A 16,031-nucleotide genomic window follows, 5' to 3' on the forward strand; every position below is an offset into this window, starting at 1 on the left:
ACCCCGAGAGGCTCGACCCATGGCCCCCTCCCTCGCCGTCCACGCGCGCCGCGGCGCCGCGGCCCTGGCCACCGCCGCCGCCCTGGCCGCGGCCGCGGCCCCCGCCGCCTTCGCCGACGGCTCACCGTCCCCGGCGCCGGGGCTCTACGGCACGGCCGACCCCAAGTTCGACGGCGTCTTCCGGCAGTCCCTGGCCCTCGTGGCGCAGAGCGCCACGGGCGTCACCCCCGCCAAGGCGGCGGTGGACTGGCTCGCGGGCCAGCAGTGCGCGGACGGCGGCTTCCCCGGCTACCGGGCCGACACGAGCAAGGCCTGCGACCCGAAGAAGGACGAGTTCACGGACACCACCGCCGCGGCCGTGCAGGGCCTCGCGGCCGCCGGCGGGCGCTCTGAGGCGGTCAAGAAGGGCCTGGACTGGCTCAAGGCCCACCAGAACGAGGACGGCGGGTGGGGCTACCAGGCCGGCAGCCCGACCGACGCCAACTCCACCTCCATCGCCCTCGGCGCCTTCGCGGCGGCCGGCCAGGACCCGGCCAAGGAGGCCGCCAAGGGCGGCAAGAACCCCGTCGAGACGCTGCTGGGCTTCCAGCTCGGCTGCGACGCCGCGGAGGGCGAGCGCGGCGCGTTCGCGTACCTGAAGGACGACAAGGGCCTGCGCGCCGACAACCTCGCCAGCGCCGCCGCCGCGCTCGCCACGCTCGGCAAGGGCTTCCTCGCCGGGCCCCCGAAGCAGGACGCCGACCGGCCCGTCAAGGCGCTGGAGTGCTCCGGCGACGCGGAAGGCGACAAGGCCGGGCCGAAGGACGCCGCGGCGGCCGCCGAGGCCGTGGACGGCTACCTCGTGGCCGCCCTGGACAAGAACGGCGGCTACCTCCTGCCGTCCATGCCCGGCGCCCCCGCCAAGCCCGACCAGGGCAACACGGCCGACGCCGCCCTCGCCCTCGCCGCCGGCGGCCACCGCGCCGCCGCCGAGAAGCCCCTGAAGTGGCTGCAGTCCAAGGAGAGCGGCACCGCCGAGTGGGCCAAGGGCCAGCCCGGCCGGCTCGCCAAGCTGATCCTCGCCACGCGCGCCGCGGGCGGCAACCCGCGCGACTTCGCGGGCACGGACCTGGTGGCGCAGCTGAACGCGACGGGCCCGGAGCCGGAGAAGAAGGCCACGGGCGGCATGACCGAGGAGGACGAGAAGAAGGACGGCGGCGTCACCGTCAACGTGTGGTGGATCGTCGGCGTCGGCCTGGCCTTCGGCGCCGGCATCGGCTTCCTGATCAGCGGCCGCAAGAAGAAGCAGCAGCTGTGACGCGAGCCGCCGTGACGCGCGGCGGCGCGGCCGCCGTCCTGTTCACCCTGGTCGCCCTGCTCGGCGCCGCCCCGGCGCAGGCCGCCACCGGTTACCGCTACTGGTCGTTCTGGCAGGGCTCCGGCGGCCAGTGGGCGTACGCGACGCAGGGGCCGGGCACGGCGCGGCCCGGCGACGGGGACGTGGTCGGGTTCCGGTTCGCGGTCAGCGCGGACTCCTCCGACGCCGCCAGGCCGCGCGCCGCGGCGGACTTCGGGGCGGTCTGCGACCGTACGCCCGCGGAGGACGGGAAGAAGCGCGTCGCCGTCATCCTCGACTTCGGCACGCCCGCGGACGCCCCCGGCGGCGAGAGGCCGCCCGCGGCCCGCTCCGTATGCGCCCGAGTCGGGGAGGACGCGACGGCGGGCGAGGCGCTCGCCGAGGTCGCGAGGCCCCTGCGCTACGACTCCGCCGCGCTGCTGTGCGCCATCGCCGGCTACCCGCGGACGGGCTGCGGCGAACAGGTCGACGCGACGAAGAAGGACGGAACGAAGAAGGACGGGAAGAAGGACGAGGGGACGGCGAGCGCGCGGCCGGATTCCGCACACGAGGGCGACGGCGGCAGTGGTGACGGTGTGCCGTCGGCCGGTCTGATCGGCGGCATCGCCGCCGTGGTCGTCCTCGGCGCCGCGGCCTTCTGGCAGGCCCGCCGACGCCGCGGATGAGGGACGGGAAGAAGCCGCCGGCCGCACGTGCCTCCGGTACGGGTGCCGGCGGCGCGCCGCTGACCGCACGCGCCTCCGCGCTCCACGCGGGCGCCTGGTGGGTGTGGGCGCTGGGCCTGGCCGCGGCCGCCTCGCGCACGACGAACTTCCTGCTGCTCGGTCTGCTGATCGCCGTCGCGGGTTACGTCGTGGCCGCGCGGCGTACGGACGCGCCGTGGGCCCGCTCGTACGGGGCCTTCCTCAAGCTCGGCCTGGTGGTGATCGGCATCCGGCTCGTCTTCGCGGTCGTGCTGGGCTCTCCCATCCCGGGCACGCACGTCCTCGTCACCCTGCCGGAAGTGCCGCTGCCGGACTGGGCGCGCGGGGTGCGCATCGGCGGCCGGGTGTCGGCCGAGGGGCTGGTCTTCGCCCTGGCCGACGGCATGAAGCTGGCCACGCTGCTGGTCTGCGTGGGCGCGGCGAACGCGCTCGCCAACCCGGCGCGGCTGCTGAAGTCCCTGCCGGGGGCGCTGTACGAGGCGGGGGTCGCGGTCGTCGTCGCCATGACGTTCGCGCCGAACCTAGTCGCCGACGTACAGCGGCTGCGCGCCGCCCGCCGCCTGCGTGGCCGCCCCGACCGCGGCCCCGCCGCCCTCCTCCAGGTCGGGCTGCCGGTGCTGGAGGGCGCCCTGGAGCGCTCGGTGGCGCTGGCGGCCTCCATGGACGCGCGCGGCTACGGACGCACGGCCCGGGTGCCGCGCGCGGTGCGCCGCACGACGAGCGCGCTGACGCTGGGCGGCCTCATGGGCGTCTGCGCGGGCACGTACGGGCTGCTCGCCGACCAGGGCTCGGGGTACGGGATGCCCGTGCTGCTCGCCGGTCTGGCCGCGGCCCTCGCGGGCCTGTGGCTGGGCGGCCGCCGCACGGTCCGCACGCGCTACCGGCCCGACCGGTGGGGCGTGCGCGCGTGGCTCGTGTCGGGGTCGGGCGTGGCCGTCGCGGCCCTCATGATCTGGGCGAACTCCTACGCGCCGGGCGTCCTGCACCCGCCGGCGGTGCCGCTGACGGCGCCACGGCTGCCGTTGTGGCCGGCGGCGTCGATCCTGCTGGGCCTGCTGCCGGCGTTCGTCGCGCCGGCCGCCTCCGCCGGGGGCCGGGGCGCAGCCCCGGGAGACGGTGACAGGGCGGGGCCGGGGCGTCTCCCTCCGCCGCGGCGGCGCGCAACCCCCGCCGGGGATCCCGGCGGTGCCGGACCCGCCAACACCACCCACCTCCAGGAGCCCCAGTGATCCGCTTCGAGAACGTGTCCGTCACGTACGACGACACCGAGGCGCCCTCGCTCCGAGGCGTCGACCTCACCGTCCCCGAAGGCGAACTCTGCCTCCTCGTAGGCCCGTCCGGCGTCGGCAAGTCCACCCTCCTCGGCACCGTCAGCGGCCTCGTCCCGCACTTCACCGGCGGCACCCTGCACGGCCGCGTCACCGTGGCCGGCCGCGACACCCGTACCCACAAGCCGCGCGAACTCGCCGACGTCGTCGGCACCGTGGGCCAGGACCCGCTCGCCCACTTCGTCACCGACACCGTCGAGGACGAGCTCGCCTACGGCATGGAGTCCCTCGGCATCCCCCCGCAGGTCATGCGGCGCCGCGTCGAGGAGACCCTCGACCTGCTGGGCCTGGCCGCCCTGCGCGACCGCCCCCTCGCCACGCTCTCCGGCGGGCAGCAGCAGCGCGTGGCCATCGGCTCGGTGCTGACCGCGCACCCGAAGGTGCTGGTCCTGGACGAACCGACGTCCGCCCTGGACCCGGGCGCGGCGGAGGAGGTGCTCGCCGTGCTGCAGCGGCTGGTCCACGACCTGGGCACCACGGTCCTGATGGCCGAGCACCGGCTGGAGCGGGTCGTGCAGTACGCGGACCGCGTCATCCTGCTGCCCGGCCCCGGGCAGGCTCCCGTCATCGGCGAGCCGGCCGAGGTCATGGCGGTGTCGCCGGTCCACCCGCCGGTGGTGGACCTCGGCCGCCTGGCCGGCTGGTCGCCTCTCCCGCTGTCCGTACGGGACGCCCGCCGCCGGGCGGCTCCGCTGCGGGAGCGGCTGGCGCCGCTGCCCCCGCCGCCCGCGGAAGCCGCGCAGGCCGCCCGGGCCACCGCGGACGCGCCGGACGCGCCCAAGGCCGCCGCCGCACCGCGCCGCACCGGCTTCCTGCGCCGGGCCCGCCGTACGACCGAGGCCGACCCGGCCCCCGCCGCGGCCGTCACCGGTCTCGCCGTGCGGCACGACCGGCTGGTCGCGCTGCGCGCCGTGGACCTGTCGGTGCGCTCCGGCGAGACGGTCGCCCTGATGGGCCGCAACGGCGCGGGCAAATCGACCCTCCTGCGGACGCTCGTCGGCATGCACAGGCCCGCTGCGGGCTCCGTCCGCGTCGGCGGCGCCGCCCCGCACAGCACGCCCCCGGCGGAGCTGCTGCGCCACGTCGGCCTCGTACCGCAGGAGCCGCGCGATCTGCTGTACGCGGACACGGTCGCGGCCGAGTGCACGGCGGCCGACGGTGACGCGGGCGCCGCGCCGGGCACCTGCCGGGCGCTGGTCTCCGGGCTGCTGCCGGACGTTCCCGGCACGGCGCACCCGCGCGACCTGTCGGAGGGCCAGCGCCTCGCGCTCGCCCTCGCGGTGGTGCTGACGGCGCGCCCGCCGCTGATCCTCCTCGACGAGCCGACCCGCGGCCTCGACTACGCGGCCAAGCACCGCCTGGTGGAGATCCTGCGCGGCCTCGCCGCGGACGGGCACGCGATCGTCCTGGCGACGCACGACGTGGAGCTCGCCGCGGAGCTGGCGCACCGGGTCGTCGTCATCGCCGACGGCGAGGTCGTGGCGGACGGGCCGACGGCGGAGGTGGTCGTGGCGTCCCCGGCCTTCGCCCCGCAGGTGGCGAAGGTGCTCGCGCCGCAGCGGTGGCTCACGGTGGGTCAGGTGCGGGACGCGCTGGGGGCGGAGTCGTGACGCGGGACGGGACCCCGGGCCCGGCCCGGGACGAGGCCCGGGACGGCATGCCGGACGAGGCCCGGGACGGCATGCCGGACAAGGCCGGGGACGGCATGCGCTACGACGCCCGCGACAGCGTGCCGGACGAGGCCGGGGCCGGGACGCGGCCGCCGTCCGCGACAGCGCCCGACGGCACTCCGGGCGCGGCCGCCCCGGCGGACCGGCAGGCGCGTGCCGCCCGCCTGGACCGCCGGACCCGTGCCGCCCGCCTGGACCGCCGGACGCGTGCCGTCCGCCTGGGCCGCCGCTCCGTCGCCGCCCTGCTGCTCGTCTCCGCGATCGGCGTCATGGCCTTCGGCTGGCCGCTGCTCGCGGCGCCCACGTCCGGGCTCGCGCACTCCGCGGACGCGCCCTGGCTGTTCGCCGCGCTGCTGCCGCTCCTGCTGGCGGTCGTCGTGGCGGCCATCGCCGACTCGGGGCTGGACGCGAAGGCCATCGCGATGCTCGGCGTCCTGGCGGCGGCGGGCGCGGCCCTGCGGCCGCTGGGCGCGGGGACGGCCGGCATCGAGCCGATGTTCTTCCTGATGGTCCTGTCGGGCCGGGTCCTCGGCCCGGGCTTCGGCTTCGTGCTCGGCTCGGTGTCGATGTTCGCGTCGGCGCTGCTGACGGGCGGCGTCGGGCCGTGGATGCCGTTCCAGATGCTGGCGATGGGATGGGTCGCCATGGGCGCGGGCCTGCTGCCCGGCCCGGACCGGCTGCGGGGCGCCCGCGAGGTGCTGATGCTCGCGGGCTACGGGGCGGTGGCGTCCCTGTGCTACGGGACGGTGATGAACCTCCAGGGCTGGCCGTACATCGGCTCGCTCGCCACGGGCGTCTCCTTCGTCCCCGGCGACCCGCTGGCCGAGAACCTCGCCCGCTTCGCCGCGTACTGCCTGGCCACGTCTCTGGGCTGGGACCTCCCGCGCGCGGTCGTGACGGTCACCGCGACGCTCGCCCTCGGGCCGACGGTCCTCAAGGCGCTGCGGCGCGCGACGCGCAGGGCGGCGTTCGACGCGCCGGTGGCGTTCCGCGAGCCGCCACCCGGCTAACGCACCGCGCCGGGCAGCTCCTTGCCCATCCACACCTCAGCGTACGGATTGTCCTCCACGGTGTTGTAACGCGGGATCGGCACGAACCCGTGCCGTGCGTACAGCGCCCGCGCCTCCACGAGGTCCTTGCGCGTGTCCAGCACGAGGCGCGCGGCGCCCCACTCCCGCGCCGTCGCCTCGGCAGCGGCCAGCAGCGCGGGCGCGGCCCCGAGCCCGCGGGCGGCGGGCCGCACGTACATGCGCTTCAGCTCGGCCGTCCCCCGCTCCCGGTCGAACCACCGCAGCCCCAGGCACCCCATCGGCTCGCCCTCCCGGCGGGCGACCAGCAGCACGCCCCTGGGCGGCGCGAGATCGTCGTGCGGCTCCTCGGCGACGTACCCCTCGACCTCGTCCGGCGTCGTGGTGCGGCCTTCGTGGAGCAGGAACCAGCGGTCGGCGACCTCGGTCATGTACTCCCGCATCAGGGCCACGGCTTCGGGAGAGCGGACGGGCGCGGGGGCGATCGTCCACGAAGCGGGGGGAGCGGGAGGGGTGGGGAGAGGGGCGCTGCCGGCGGTCATGGCGGCATCCTCGCACGCGGCGTCAGCCCGGCGCGCCGGGTTTTCGGCGCGGGGCCGGGCACCGTCCGGCGGCCGTTGTGACTCTCTCCGATCCCGTTACTTGACTTGCGAGTAACTTTTAGATGATCTTACTCGCAACCCCCCGCGGACAGCCGTCAGCGCGCGACCGGACAGGTCGCCGCGCCGGTGCCGGCTGCCGCCTTATGCACGAGGTTCCTGATGTTCGAAAACCGTAAACTGTTCCGCCCTCTTTTTGCCTTTTTATCAGCTCTTGCCCTGATCCTGGGCGTCGGCTCCACCGCCTCGGCCGCCGCGGCCGCTGACCGCCCCTCGACGGTCAGCAGCGGCTGGAACGACTTCAGCTGCAAGCCCTCCGCCGCCCACCCGCGGCCCGTCGTCCTCGTCCACGGCACGCTCGGCAACTCCGTCGACAACTGGCTCGTGATGGCGCCCTACCTGGTCAAGCGCGGCTACTGCGTCTTCTCCCTCGACTACGGCAAGCTGCGCGGCGTGCCCGTCCTCTACGGACTCGGCCCGATCGACAAGTCGGCCGAGGAGCTCGCGGTGTTCGTCGACAAGGTGCGCGCGGCCACCGGCGTGGACAAGGTCGACATGGTCGGCCACTCCCAGGGCGGCATGATGCCGCGCTACTACATCAACTTCCTGGGCGGCGCGAGCAAGGTCAACCACCTCATCGGCCTCGCCCCCTCCAGCCACGGCACCACCATGATGGGGCTGACCAAGCTGATGGACAGCGTCCCGGGCGCCCGCAAGGCCCTCGGCGGCATGGCCCAGGGCCTGACCGACCAGGCCATCGGCTCCGACTTCCTCAAGAAGCTGAACTCCAGCCCCGACACGATGCCCGGCGTCGAGTACTCGGTCATCGCCACCAAGTACGACCAGGTCGTCACGCCGCACGGCACGAACTTCCTGGCGGGTCCGAACGTCCGCAACGTCATGCTGCAGGACCTCTGCCCGCTCGACTTCTCCGAGCACATCGCGATCGGCAGCGTCGACCGCATCGTCGTCCACTGGGTGGCGAACCTCCTCGACCCGGCCAACGCCGAGCCGACCACCTGCGCGTCGGTCGTGAGCTGACGCGAATCCGCTGCGCGGCTCGGGCCGGGGCCCTGACACCCCGGCCCGAGCGGCCGGGTCACCTGCCGGCCGACACGGCGTGATCCAGCCGCCAGTGCTGACGAAACCGGTTCAGCGCCCAGAGGCTCGCGTTCGCCCGCTCCCCCGTCTCTGCGCACGCCGCCCGCCAGGCCGCCTCCAACTCAGCACACCGCCCACAGGCCCTCCGCGGCGGAACGCGATCCCGATTGGCCAACACGCGCACCGCCTCCCGCTCCTGGCTCATAGCCGGCCGCAGCGAGGGCCCCGGAACCTCCCACTCGCCCCCGCCCCCCGGCGCACGCACCTGCACCCGCGAACCCCGGTGCCCGATCACTTGGGCGACCCGGTCCTCCCGCATGTCCACCACGTACGCGCCCACGCGATATGTCACGGTTACACGCCTCCCTTTCTTTTCGGCAGGCCGAATTCCCGAGCCGCCCCGCCATCGAGCATCTCTAGAGATGTCTCAAGTGAAGCTCGGCTCTCAGAGAAGTCAACTCATCTCTAGAGAACCTGCGTTGCCCGGGGATACCCCCCGCTTCCGCAGTGGCAGCCGGTCGCCCCTTACGCTGTCTAGAGAGGAGCGAGGTGATCACCCAATGGCTGACCAGGGCACTGGCCGCCGACCCAAGTACCAGCGGATCGCTGCAGAACTGAGAGAGGCGATCCAGGCCGGCGATTACGAACCCGGTGGTCGGCTGCCCGGCGAGAACGACCTGATGGCGACCTATGGCGTAGCCCGTATGACCGCACGCCAGGCACTCGGAGTGCTGCAGAGCGAAGGCCTCGTCGAGGCCCGGAAAGGCGCCGGCGTCTTTGTGCGCTCGTTCCGCCCGATCCGGCGGAGAGGCATCCAGCGGCTGGCGGAAGCCATGTGGGGCTCAGGACATTCCATTTGGGCGAGCGAGATCGGGGACCGCACCCTCGCAGTCGACCAAGTAGACGTCACCGAGCAGCCGGCGCCACGACACGTGGCCATCGCCTTGGATTTGGCGTCGGACACCGCCGTCTGCGTGAGAAACAGGCGCTTCGTCCTCGACGGCAAACCAGTCCTGCTCTCCACCTCCTACCTGCCCGCCGCCCTTGTAGCCGGGTCTGCCATCACGCAGGAAGACTCAGGCCCTGGAGGTACCTACGCACGCCTGGCGGAACTCGGCGCCAAGCCCGTGCACTTCCGCGAAGAGATCCGCTGCCGCATGCCGTCGGCCGATGAGGCTGACCGGCTCGGGCTGGGTTCCGGCACTCCCGTCATCCTCATCTGCCGCACGGCGTATGCCAACGGCGGCCGGGCCGTCGAACTCAACGAGATGACGCTGGACGCGGCGTCGTACGTGCTGGAGTACGAGTTCGACAACTGACCAGGGCCGCTTCCCCTAGGCTCGGGCCCATGAGCGCAGCCGACCCGGGTACCGGCTCCCCGGCACTCCATTCCGTATCGGTAGCGGGAGCCGTCGTGCGGGAGGACGGGCGCGTGCTCGCCATCAGGCGGGCTGACAACGGGCACTGGGAGCTGCCCGGCGGCGTACTGGAGATCGCGGAGTCTCCCGAGGCCGGCGCCTGCCGGGAGGTACTGGAGGAGACCGGCATCGAGGTCGAGGTGCAGCGGCTCACCGGCGTCTACAAGAACATGGCCCGCGGAATCGTCGCACTTGTCTTCCGCTGCACTCCCGTCGGCGGCAGCGAACGCACCTCGGACGAGTCCGTCGCCGTCTCCTGGATGGCGCCGGAGGAGGTGACCGCGGCGATGACCGAAGCGTACGCGGTCCGGTTACTGGACGCGCTCAGCGCCGACGCCCCGCACGTGCGGATCCACGACGGACGGCGATTGATACCGGCGTAGTCGCCCGCGGGCGGGGCAGCCGACTCCCCTACTGGAATCCGTCGAAATAGACTTCCGGCCCCAACTGAGGAAGGCCCCTTCCCGGCACCTGGGGAACGCTTGGGCGGGTGCGGATCCGGCGCCCGGGGCGAATCCCCTCCCCCGTCAGCTTCGAGGGCCTCAGCGGCGCTCCGAGCCGTCGCCGCGTATCGCCTGACCTGGTATTTCGCCCTCCTGGCTCCTATGGTCGAACTCCGTCGAAGGAGGCCGAGTGGACCGGACCATACGCACCATCGAGGACGTTCTCGCACTCTTGGACGGGTTCTTCACATCCGGTTCCGAGGCCGGCCGCTTGGCGACCGGTGACGGGCAGGACTTCTGGGACCGCTTCTACGCCGACCGGTCAAGGTCCGTTCCCTTCTTCGTGGCGAAGCCGGACGAGAACCTGGCCGCCTACCTCGACCAGGGTTTGATCGCTCCAGGGCGGGCCCTGGACCTGGGATGCGGACCAGGGCGCAATGCGCTGTATCTCGCATCGCTCGGCTTCCAGGTGGACGCCGTCGACCTGTCCCCCGCGGCAGTCGCCTGGGCGAAAGACCGGGCCGACAAGGCCGGAGCCGACGTTCGCTTCCTTCACGGTGACGCCTTCACCCTCCCCGACAGCGAGTTGAGCGGCCCGTACGACCTGGTCGTCGACTCGGGCTGCTTCCACCACCTACCGCCGCACCGCCGCGTCAGCTACCTGGCTCTCCTCGACCGGGTTCTGGCCCCCGGCGGCCACCTCGCGCTCACCTGCTTCGCCGCCGGAGAGATGGGTATGGGCTCGGAGCTCGCCGATGCGGACCTCTACCGCGAACGCGAGTTGCAGGGCGGCCTCGCCTATACGCCCGAGTCGCTGCGCTGGATCTTCTCCGACCTGACGGAGGTGGAAGTGCGCCGCATGCGGCAGGAGCCGCCCGAGTCACCGCTCTTCGGCGTGACGTTTCTATGGACCGCCTTGTTCCGCCGAGGTACGGCAGCGGTACCCGCATAGGCGCCCGTTCCCTGGCGTGCTTGTTCCGCCGGATCCGGTTGCCGTCTAGCGCAGATAACCCCGTTCGTCGACGTGTCGCGTAGGGGCGCCCAGGAAGACGTCGGGGGTGTGGGGGCCGTAGGCGATGTTCAGGGTGTTCTGGGTGTAGAACCAGTCGGCCATGCCCGCCGCGCTGCTGCAGCGGTGGTTGAGCTGCCAGCGGAGCCACTGGCCCGGGGCGAGCCGGACGGCCGGCGGGCGGCGGCGTCTCGGGGGCATGGCCTGGAGCAGGGAGAGGGCGGGCGGCTGGACGAGCAGGCGGCCGCCGGATTCCCGCAGCCGTACGCCCGGGTCGGCCCCGTCGCGCAAGGACGCACGGGCGACGAAGGCGTCGCGCTCGCTCATGACGACGTCGTGGACGACCGGCGCCGGCGCGTCCGGCAGGGGAAACGCCACCGGGAGCGCGTTGCGCATCGTGGCCGCTTCGGCGCCCCGCGACCTCTTGGTCCAGGTCACTCGGACCCATTGCACGGCGATGTCCACGGCGGGGGTTCTCTCTTTCAGGCGGATGGTTCACGGAGACTGAGGCGGAAGGGGGCGCCGGGAGCCGTCGGGTTCCAGCCCGCGGCCACCGCCGTCCGGACGGCCTCCGCTACCGCCGGCGGCAGGACCGGGGCGGACGGGGCGCCCGTCCAGTTGCCCGGGTGCGGGATGCCCGTGTCGACCAGCAGCGTCGTGCCCGGGTCGGCGAAGTGCTCGACGGCGTAGGTCATGGGGGACCACCCCGTCCCCTGGCCGTACGTCGGCCGCCCCCGCAGCCTCCACCGGTAGGCCGTGCCGTCGACGACGATCCGCCGGGAGCCCTTCCTGGGCAGCGCCATGTCGTTCCTCTCCTCGCCGGGAGGACGTTACGGAAGGAACCATGACGGTGTCGCGCGGATTTCCCGTCACCCGAGCGCGAACACCAGCTCCGGCCGCTCCCACGTGATCTTCGGCAGCATCGCCGGCACCGTCCCGGTCCGCACCGCGCCCACGCTGCGGTAGAAGCCCTCGGACGGCGGGTGGGAGACCACGCGTACGGCATCCAGGCCGGCGGCCCGGGCGCGCTCCTTCATGTGGGCCGCGAGGCGGCGCCCCACGCCCAGGCCCTGGGCCTCGTCGGCGACGAACATCAGGTCCAGCTCGGCGGGCGGGCCGAGGAGCAGGGCGTAGAAGCCCAGGAGCTCGCCGTCTTCTCCTTGCTGCACGAAGACGTCATGGATCCCGACGTACTCCGCGGTCACCTCGTAGTCCTCGACCATCGCCGCATACCCGCCCCGGTACGCGCCCGAGCCGCGCACCAGCTCCGTGAGGCGTGCGGCGTCCCCCGCCGTGGCGCGTCTGATCACAGTTCCCACGGCTGAGAGGGTATTACCGATCAGTCGCCGGGGACCGTGGCCGGCGTCACAGGCGCTGAATGATCGTCCCCGTCGCCTGCGCGCCTCCCGCGCACATCGTGATGAGCGCGAACTCCTGGTCCGCCCGTTCCAGTTCGTGCAGCGCGGTCGTGATCAACCGGGCCCCCGTCGCGCCGACCGGGTGGCCGAGGGCGATCGCGCCGCCGTTGACGTTGACCTTCCGCAGGTCCTGCTCGAAGACCTGGGCCCAGGACAGGACGACCGACGCGAACGCCTCGTTGATCTCCACCAGGTCGATGTCGCGCAGCGACATGCCCGCCTTGCCGAGGACGGCCCGGGTCGCGTCGATGGTCCCGTCGAGGTGGAAGTGCGGGTCGGCCCCGACGAGCGCCTGGGCGACGATACGGGCCCGGGGCCGCAGCTTGAGCGCGCGGGCCATCCGCTTGGACGCCCACATGAGCGCGCACGCGCCGTCGGATATCTGGGAGGAGTTGCCGGCGGTGTGGACGGCGTTCGGCATCACGGGCTTGAGCCGGCCGAGGACCTCGGCGCTGGTGTCCCGTAAGCCCTCGTCGCGGTCGACGAGGCGCCACATGCCCTGTCCGGCCAGCTGCTCGTCCTCCGTCGTGGGCACCTGGACGGCGAACGTCTCCCGCTTGAAGCGCTCCTCGGACCACGCGCGGGCGGCCCGCTGCTGGGAGAGGAGGCCGAGCTCGTCCACCCGCTCGCGGGTCAGGCCGCGCTTGCGGGCGATGCGCTCGGCGGCCTCGAACTGGTTGGGCAGGTCGACGCTCCACTCGTCGGGGAACGGCTTGCCCGGCCCGTGCTTGGAGCCGCTGCCGAGCGGCACCCGGGACATGGACTCCACACCGCTCGCGATGCCGATGTCGACGACACCGCCCGCGATCATGTTGGCGACGAGGTGGTTGGCCTGCTGCGAGGAGCCGCACTGGCAGTCGACGGTGGTGGCGGCGGTCTCGTAGGGCAGGCCCATGGCGAGCCAGGCGGTGCGCGCGGGGTTCATCGACTGCTCGCCGGCGTGGGTGACCGTGCCGCTGACGATCTGCTCCACGCAGTCCGGCTGGATTCCGGTACGGTCCATGACCTCGCGGTACGTCTCGCCCAGCAGATAGGCGGGGTGGAGGTTGGCGAGCGTGCCTCCGCGCTTCCCGATGGGGGTCCGTACGGCTTCGACGATGACGGGTTCCGCGGCCATGGCTCGTCCTCTCGTGGCATCCGCTGGGCGTCCCGGCGCCCCCGGCAAACAAGAACACGTTCTTGTTCCGCTCTTCCGCTCGCAGTCTTATGAGCGCTACCCCCGGTACGCAAGGGTCGCGCACGGGCCCGGTGGGCGACAGATGGCCTCGCACCCTCCCTTGCCGCCCGCCGAAGCCGTCACTACCGTCGAGGCGGGTGTATCTGATGGCTCGTCAGACATATGTGCGACGCATGTCCGGTACACGTCCGGCACCCGCCCGGCACGTGTCCGGCACCCGCCCGGTTTCGTCAGGGACGGTCTCCGCCCTCGCCGCCGACGCCTCATGGAGGACCGATGTCCGCTCCCGCGCTCCCCGAGGGCTTCGACTTCACCGACCCCGACGTCAACCACCGCCGCCTCCCGCTCCCGGAGTTCGCGGCGCTGCGCCGCACCGCGCCGGTGTGGTGGGTCGCCCAGCCCCACGGCGTCGCCGGCTTCGACGACGACGGCTACTGGGCCGTCACCCGGCACGCGGACGTGAAGGAGGTCTCCACCCGGCCCGACCTCTACTCCGCCTCCCTCAACACCTCCATCATCCGCTTCAACGAGCGCATCTCCCGCGACCAGATCGACGTCCAGCGGCTCATCATGCTCAACATGGACCCGCCCGAGCACACCCGCGTCCGCCAGATCGTGCAGCGCGGCTTCACCCCGCGCGCCGTACGGGCCCTGGAGGCGGCCCTGCGCGAGCGCGCCGGGGCCATCGTCGCGGCGGCCCGCGAGCGCGGCAGCGGCGACTTCGTCACCGACATCGCCTGCGAGCTGCCCCTGCAGGCGATCGCCGAGCTCATCGGCGTCCCGCAGGAGGACCGGGCCAGGATCTTCGACTGGTCCAACAAGATGATCGCCTACGACGACCCCGAGCTGGCCATCACCGAGGAGGTCGGCGCGCACTCCGCGGCGGAGCTCATCGCGTACGCCATGAACCTGGCCGCCGCGCGCAAGGAGTGCCCGGCGCGGGACATCGTCAGCCGCCTCGTCGCCGCCGAGGACGAGGGCAACCTGGCCTCCGACGAGTTCGGCTTCTTCGTGCTGCTGCTGGCCGTCGCCGGCAACGAGACCACGCGCAACGCCATCAGCCACGGCATGCACGCCTTCCTCACCCACCCCGAGCAGTGGGAGCTCTACCGGCGCGAGCGCCCCGCGACCGCCGCGGAGGAGATCGTCCGCTGGGCGACGCCCGTCGTCTCCTTCCAGCGCACGGCCACCCGCGACACCGAGCTCGGCGGCGCCCGCATCCGCGCGGGCCAGCGCGTGGGGCTCTTCTACGCCTCCGCCAACCACGACCCGGAGGTCTTCGACGCCCCCGAGGTCTTCGACATCGCCCGGGACCCCAACCCGCACCTCGGCTTCGGCGGCGGGGGGCCGCACTTCTGCCTCGGCCGGTCGCTGGCCGCGCTGGAGATCGGCCTGATCTTCGACGCGGTGGCCGACGCCCTGCCGGGCATCCGGCTCGACGGCGAGCCGCGGCGGCTGCGATCGGCGTGGCTGAACGGCATCAAGGAGATGCGGGTGCGGTACGCGTAGCCGCCGGGCGCCGCGGCAGATCCTTTACTGACTGAACGTCAATTTCCTTTACGTGTACGGGAATAGTCCGTACCGGGACCTTGTCCGCCGTCCGCCGCGGACTTACTCTCGGGTACACCTTCCGGGCAGGCCCGTCACGCCGTACGCCCGTGACGTCACCGGCCCCGTGCCGCACGGAGGCCCGCCCGTCCGGCAGCGCTCATCCGAGGCTCTCCGAGGGGACGATCAGCATGAAGGACGCGCAAGGCAGACCTGTCACGGGGCGGGTCAGGTGGCGCAGGTTCGCCGTCCTGGCCGTGCCCGGCTTCGCGGCGACGGCGGCGCTGGCCGTGGCGCTGGCCGAAGGGGCCCTCGCCGCCTCGTTCGCCGTCTCGGGGCAGGAGTTCAAGGTCTCGGCCGACAGCCTGGAGGGCGAGGGGTTCGCGCAGTACGGCGGCGTGGACACCAACGCCCGCGGCGACCTGCTGCCCGTCGCGGTCACCGCGATCAAGGAGGCCGAGCTGAAGAAGCTCTGCCAGTCCGTGGTCACCCACCTGCCCGTCATCGGCGACATCTCGCTCAACCTGACAGCGGGCGGCAACGGCACCCCGGTCCGGGCCAGCAACCTCTTCCTCGACGCCACCCAGATGGGCGGCGACGCCGAGTTCAAGAACGTCGAGATCGGCCGCGACGCCTCCACGCTCGACAAGGGGCCGGACGGCGCGCAGGGCCTACAGGACCTCTTCGCCCAGCAGGCCGACCACGTCAGCGTGAAGAAGCTCCGGCAGGTCGCGTGGGCGACCAACGCGGGCACGTTCAAGCTGGCCGGGCTGCGGCTGAACATCTCCAAGGGCAAGCAGGAGTGCTTCTGACGTGGCGGACGGCACCGCAGGCGCGGCCGGTACAGCCGGTACGGCCGTACGTCCGGGTTCCCGTCCGCGGCGCCGCCCGTGGGCCGCGTGGCGCCGGTGGCGCAAGGCGCGGCCCTTCTGGGGCGGCCTCGCCACCGTGCTCGCCGGGGCGGAGATCTCCGTCATCCCGCTCGCACCGCTGAAGATCATGCTCCATCAGGGGATCGCGGGCATCCCGTCGGTCCTGATGGGCCTGGTCATGGTGCTGATGGGGCTGAGCGCGTGGTTCGCACCGCAGTACCGGTCCCTCGCCGGGGTGGTGACGGTCATGATCGCGGCCGCGGCGCTGGTGATGTCGAACCTCGGCGGCTTCCTCTTCGGCACGATCCTCGGCGTGATCGGCGGGGGCATGGTCTTCGCGTGGCAGCCGGCGGCTCCGGTGCCGGCACCGGAGCCGGGAC

General features: G+C 73.2%; 17 protein-coding genes. 12 read left to right on the forward strand and 5 right to left on the reverse strand.

What is annotated here, in order from left to right; translation table 11 throughout:
• Positions 1-19 precede the first annotated feature (19 nt).
• The 5 genes from ACSNOH_RS25555 to ACSNOH_RS25575 all read left to right on the forward strand — a co-directional run bounded on the left by ACSNOH_RS25555 (position 20) and on the right by ACSNOH_RS25575 (position 6,048).
• Positions 20-1,297, forward strand: a complete 1,278-nt coding sequence (locus ACSNOH_RS25555; RefSeq protein ID WP_436723767.1) for a prenyltransferase/squalene oxidase repeat-containing protein — start codon at positions 20-22, stop codon at positions 1,295-1,297.
• Positions 1,294-2,001: an SCO2322 family protein gene (locus ACSNOH_RS25560; RefSeq protein WP_436723768.1), complete on the forward strand. Its 708-nt coding sequence runs from the start codon at positions 1,294-1,296 to the stop codon at positions 1,999-2,001. The genes ACSNOH_RS25555 and ACSNOH_RS25560 overlap by 4 nt, the downstream gene beginning before the upstream one ends.
• Complete coding sequence (locus ACSNOH_RS25565; protein ID WP_436723769.1) at positions 1,998-3,269, forward strand: CbiQ family ECF transporter T component; 1,272 nt, start codon at positions 1,998-2,000, stop codon at positions 3,267-3,269. Before ACSNOH_RS25560 ends, ACSNOH_RS25565 begins: the two co-directional genes overlap by 4 nt.
• On the forward strand, positions 3,266-4,978 hold the full coding sequence (locus ACSNOH_RS25570; protein WP_436723770.1) for an ABC transporter ATP-binding protein: 1,713 nt from the start codon (positions 3,266-3,268) through the stop codon (positions 4,976-4,978). The genes ACSNOH_RS25565 and ACSNOH_RS25570 overlap by 4 nt, the downstream gene beginning before the upstream one ends.
• A 95-nt stretch (positions 4,979-5,073) precedes the next feature.
• On the forward strand, positions 5,074-6,048 hold the full coding sequence (locus tag ACSNOH_RS25575; protein ID WP_436723783.1) for an ECF transporter S component: 975 nt from the start codon (positions 5,074-5,076) through the stop codon (positions 6,046-6,048).
• Here ACSNOH_RS25575 and ACSNOH_RS25580 read toward each other — a convergent pair.
• Positions 6,045-6,608 carry a GNAT family N-acetyltransferase gene (locus tag ACSNOH_RS25580; protein ID WP_436723771.1) on the reverse strand — a complete coding sequence of 188 codons (564 nt, stop codon included), beginning with the start codon at positions 6,606-6,608 and terminating at the stop codon, positions 6,045-6,047. The two genes, ACSNOH_RS25575 and ACSNOH_RS25580, sit on opposite strands and share 4 nt — an antisense overlap.
• Before the next feature lie 219 nt (positions 6,609-6,827).
• Between ACSNOH_RS25580 and ACSNOH_RS25585 the strand changes: the two genes are divergently transcribed.
• The 4 genes from ACSNOH_RS25585 to ACSNOH_RS25600 all read left to right on the forward strand — a co-directional run bounded on the left by ACSNOH_RS25585 (position 6,828) and on the right by ACSNOH_RS25600 (position 10,579).
• Positions 6,828-7,706, forward strand: a complete 879-nt coding sequence (locus tag ACSNOH_RS25585) for an esterase/lipase family protein (protein WP_436723772.1) — start codon at positions 6,828-6,830, stop codon at positions 7,704-7,706.
• 620 nt (positions 7,707-8,326) lie between these two features.
• Positions 8,327-9,085: a GntR family transcriptional regulator gene (locus ACSNOH_RS25590; RefSeq protein ID WP_436723773.1), complete on the forward strand. Its 759-nt coding sequence runs from the start codon at positions 8,327-8,329 to the stop codon at positions 9,083-9,085.
• Positions 9,086-9,114: 29 nt separating this feature from the next.
• Complete coding sequence (locus ACSNOH_RS25595; protein WP_436723774.1) at positions 9,115-9,567, forward strand: NUDIX hydrolase; 453 nt, start codon at positions 9,115-9,117, stop codon at positions 9,565-9,567.
• 250 nt (positions 9,568-9,817) lie between these two features.
• On the forward strand, positions 9,818-10,579 hold the full coding sequence (locus ACSNOH_RS25600) for a class I SAM-dependent methyltransferase (RefSeq protein WP_436723775.1): 762 nt from the start codon (positions 9,818-9,820) through the stop codon (positions 10,577-10,579).
• A 45-nt stretch (positions 10,580-10,624) separates the two neighbouring features.
• Here the strand turns inward: ACSNOH_RS25600 and ACSNOH_RS25605 are convergent, their stop codons facing one another.
• From ACSNOH_RS25605 to ACSNOH_RS25620, 4 genes are all read right to left on the reverse strand, one after another.
• Positions 10,625-11,074 carry a hypothetical protein gene (locus ACSNOH_RS25605; RefSeq protein ID WP_436723776.1) on the reverse strand — a complete coding sequence of 150 codons (450 nt, stop codon included), beginning with the start codon at positions 11,072-11,074 and terminating at the stop codon, positions 10,625-10,627.
• Positions 11,075-11,118: 44 nt separating this feature from the next.
• A complete protein-coding gene (locus tag ACSNOH_RS25610) occupies positions 11,119-11,439 on the reverse strand; it encodes a hypothetical protein (protein ID WP_436723777.1) in 321 nt (106 codons plus the stop codon).
• 66 nt (positions 11,440-11,505) lie between these two features.
• Positions 11,506-11,955, reverse strand: a complete 450-nt coding sequence (locus ACSNOH_RS25615) for a GNAT family N-acetyltransferase (protein WP_436723778.1) — start codon at positions 11,953-11,955, stop codon at positions 11,506-11,508.
• A 46-nt stretch (positions 11,956-12,001) separates the two neighbouring features.
• Positions 12,002-13,171, reverse strand: coding sequence for a steroid 3-ketoacyl-CoA thiolase (locus ACSNOH_RS25620; protein WP_436723779.1), 1,170 nt, complete (start codon positions 13,169-13,171; stop codon positions 12,002-12,004).
• 336 nt (positions 13,172-13,507) lie between these two features.
• Here ACSNOH_RS25620 and ACSNOH_RS25625 point away from each other — a divergent pair, with 336 nt between their 5' ends.
• The 3 genes from ACSNOH_RS25625 to ACSNOH_RS25635 all read left to right on the forward strand — a co-directional run.
• On the forward strand, positions 13,508-14,740 hold the full coding sequence (locus ACSNOH_RS25625; protein ID WP_436723780.1) for a cytochrome P450: 1,233 nt from the start codon (positions 13,508-13,510) through the stop codon (positions 14,738-14,740).
• Between the two features lie 230 nt (positions 14,741-14,970).
• Positions 14,971-15,591, forward strand: coding sequence for a DUF6230 family protein (locus ACSNOH_RS25630; protein WP_436723781.1), 621 nt, complete (start codon positions 14,971-14,973; stop codon positions 15,589-15,591).
• Between the two features lies 1 nt (position 15,592).
• A partial coding sequence (locus ACSNOH_RS25635; protein WP_436723782.1) for a DUF6114 domain-containing protein occupies positions 15,593-16,031 on the forward strand: 439 nt, incomplete at its 3' end.

Origin of the sequence: Streptomyces sp. URMC 127 (assembly GCF_051386535.1) — a bacterium.
In the GTDB taxonomy this organism is placed as follows: Bacteria; Actinomycetota; Actinomycetes; order Streptomycetales; family Streptomycetaceae; genus Streptomyces.

Bases quoted from the DNA above. Each gene is read 5' to 3' on its own strand.
- ACSNOH_RS25620 (WP_436723779.1), bottom strand. From the start codon at position 13,171: ATGGCCGCGGAACCCGTCATCGTCGAAGCCGTACGGACCCCCATCGGG.
- ACSNOH_RS25590 (WP_436723773.1), top strand. From the start codon at position 8,327: ATGGCTGACCAGGGCACTGGCCGCCGACCCAAGTACCAGCGGATCGCT.
- ACSNOH_RS25565 (WP_436723769.1), top strand. From the start codon at position 1,998: ATGAGGGACGGGAAGAAGCCGCCGGCCGCACGTGCCTCCGGTACGGGT.
- ACSNOH_RS25585 (WP_436723772.1), top strand. From the start codon at position 6,828: ATGTTCGAAAACCGTAAACTGTTCCGCCCTCTTTTTGCCTTTTTATCA.
- ACSNOH_RS25610 (WP_436723777.1), bottom strand. From the start codon at position 11,439: ATGGCGCTGCCCAGGAAGGGCTCCCGGCGGATCGTCGTCGACGGCACG.
- ACSNOH_RS25575 (WP_436723783.1), top strand. From the start codon at position 5,074: ATGCGCTACGACGCCCGCGACAGCGTGCCGGACGAGGCCGGGGCCGGG.
- ACSNOH_RS25630 (WP_436723781.1), top strand. From the start codon at position 14,971: ATGAAGGACGCGCAAGGCAGACCTGTCACGGGGCGGGTCAGGTGGCGC.
- ACSNOH_RS25555 (WP_436723767.1), top strand. From the start codon at position 20: ATGGCCCCCTCCCTCGCCGTCCACGCGCGCCGCGGCGCCGCGGCCCTG.
- ACSNOH_RS25580 (WP_436723771.1), bottom strand. From the start codon at position 6,608: ATGACCGCCGGCAGCGCCCCTCTCCCCACCCCTCCCGCTCCCCCCGCT.
- ACSNOH_RS25595 (WP_436723774.1), top strand. From the start codon at position 9,115: ATGAGCGCAGCCGACCCGGGTACCGGCTCCCCGGCACTCCATTCCGTA.
- ACSNOH_RS25625 (WP_436723780.1), top strand. From the start codon at position 13,508: ATGTCCGCTCCCGCGCTCCCCGAGGGCTTCGACTTCACCGACCCCGAC.